Genomic DNA, 2,387 nt, shown 5'->3' on the forward strand with positions numbered 1-2,387 from the left:
GGCGACAATACCCCCCTTTATTCCCGTGCGCCTTCATGTTGCCGAAGTCTAACACGGCGTTCCCCTTCTTGTCTTTCAGCCCTTACCAACCGGGCGAAATCCTGCGAATAAGCGAGCATTCGTGAGAAAATCATATCGTACCAAGGGAGCTTAATCACTTATCTCAAGGAATTACATTCTTGGTGTTGTCTATTTATCTTTTTCACTTGACATTATTTTGATAATTTTCTGAAGAGAAATATGTATTGCTCGAAGATAACTTATTAAGCAGATGAATCCTACAGCTAAAATTATAATGAAAAATTCCATTTGTCTCCTCCCCCTTACTTTATGAGAGGATTTTACCATATATTAAACATATTTGTAGTTATGTATAACTACCCATTACTTCAATGAAAAGGGCAACCGATCATATGACCCGTTGCCGACATATCATGTTTGAACTATTGTGTCCCGTTAGTTCAATCCCATCAAACTACTGCAAGATATTTAGATTAACTTTTCTTCCATATAACGTCTCAACTTCCCTAGACAATCTTCTTGTTTCATTTCCTACATACTTTAAGGCATTTTTAAGAACGTTTATATCGTCACCTATTCGAGCCATAACGGTTACGCAAACTACATTACTAATTTCAACGTCGTTACTTAATGCCATGTTCTCAAGAAAAATAAAGATTCTTACGAGTAATTGCTCATCCTCTATTGTTAATTGTTGTTTTTGAAGCTGGTTCATTAAAAATGGATTCAATATATTTCCAAAAGCTACATGCGGAGGTATCTCACCTTCTTTACTCCATAAACCCTCAAGCTCTTTTTCGTAAAACGGTAGCAACTGAGGAATTATTTTTAGCATCTCTTGAACGATATTTTTGTAAGTTAAGTTCATCATTTACTCATTCCCTTGCAGACAAATTTACTTAATGTATTTCCTTACGTTTACTCAACTATCCTGCGCGTTAACTTAATAAAAAGAGCAGGATACCGTAGTACCTGCTCTTCAATGTCTATTATTCAACTATCGTTTCCAGTTTGCTTAACTCCAGGATTTGTAAGCCCTCTTTTCCCATTAACCTATTTGATTGTAACTTTCGCCTAGGTTTTTAGCAAAATTATGCAATGTAATACCGCCGATAATTGCCAAGAACACAAGAATACCAACAAGTAGTAAAATTCGTTTTTTCATTCTATTATTAGCTCACCTCGTTTATAAATCGTGAATATGTAATAATTTAGACTCTATCTGCGATAAAAGGTTACGCTATCCTGCCCTTCATAACGAGAAAGGAGCAGTTGCCATCGACTAACTGCTCTATGGTCCGTTGAACTATCGTTCTCGAAGTTAAATAAATTTGTTGTCTGTTTTTATGGAGTGTCTTCGTCGCTTTTGTACTCCAAAATATCACCTGGCTGACAATCCAAAGTCTTACATATCGCTTCTAATGTTGATAAACGAACCGCTTTTGCTTTCCCATTTTTCAGAATGGAAAGATTCGCCATAGTAATTCCAACCCTCTCCGAAAGCTCCGTTACGCTCATTTTTCGTTTTGCTAACATCACATCAATATTAATAATAATTGCCATATGCTCCACCTCAGACCGTTAAATCATTTTCTGATTTTATATTAATAGCTTCTTGTAAAAGTCTTTGGAGAACAGCAGCAAAAACGGCGATCACCATAGAGGCGAAAATAATGACCAATCCCATTGGTATGAAACTTGGAAGGTCAACTCTCTTCCCCATGAGATAATAAAGTGGCATACCTAGCAGGTACAAGGTACTGATTGTGATGGCACAGTATTTTATATTCTTTAAAGCTTTTACCGATAATTCCGAGAACGCTTGGTTCTTATCAATATAGCTTAAAAGTTTAAAAGCTTGATACAAAGCAAAATAAAAAGGAATCGCCGCTGCGTACATATCGATTAAGACGAGAGATTTCATATAAGCCTTTTCTGGATACAATTCTCCAGCAAAATTCCCAATCTTAGGCACTAAAAATATGTACATAGCAAGGATTGGGATTCCAATAAGAATAACAGCTATCTTCAAGAAGAGTGTTTTTCCTCGTTTCATAAACTGCACCTCACTTGTTTAATGTCAGTTTCTACTTTACCACAAATTTTATCGTTTTACGATAAAATAATATCGTTTTGTACAAAAATAAAAAGCATTTCTCATTACAAAGAAATGCTCTTACTTTAAAATGTTAAATTTGCAACTTGTTCAACAAAACCGCCCGTTAACATTCCTGTAGGTGTTAGTAGATTCGATTTGCAGAAAAACGAACGCCCCGCTAGGATGAGTATGTACTGGGTTGGAGCCCTCAGAACTCACCTTAGGAGGCGTTATCATGAAGTCTAGACTAATTAAAGCTCAAAATCAA

Annotated in this window: 3 protein-coding genes; all 3 read right to left on the bottom strand. The window is 36.0% G+C overall.

Annotated elements, in window-relative coordinates; genetic code table 11:
- Nucleotides 1-475: 475 nt before the first annotated feature.
- On the bottom strand, nt 476-892 hold the full coding sequence (locus AB4Z45_RS32780; RefSeq protein ID WP_441913818.1) for a DUF7674 family protein: 417 nt from the start codon (nt 890-892) through the stop codon (nt 476-478).
- Between the two features lie 473 nt (nt 893-1,365).
- Nucleotides 1,366-1,584 (bottom strand): helix-turn-helix domain-containing protein, encoded by a 219-nt coding sequence (locus AB4Z45_RS32785; RefSeq protein ID WP_339208318.1) that lies wholly within the window; start codon nt 1,582-1,584, stop codon nt 1,366-1,368.
- A 10-nt stretch (nt 1,585-1,594) separates the two neighbouring features.
- Nucleotides 1,595-2,077 carry a DUF2975 domain-containing protein gene (locus AB4Z45_RS32790; protein ID WP_441913819.1) on the bottom strand — a complete coding sequence of 161 codons (483 nt, stop codon included), beginning with the start codon at nt 2,075-2,077 and terminating at the stop codon, nt 1,595-1,597.
- Nucleotides 2,078-2,387 lie beyond the last annotated feature (310 nt).

The sequence above is a fragment of the Paenibacillus sp. MCAF9 genome (assembly GCF_052114265.1).
Classification (GTDB): Bacteria; Bacillota; Bacilli; order Paenibacillales; family Paenibacillaceae; genus Pristimantibacillus.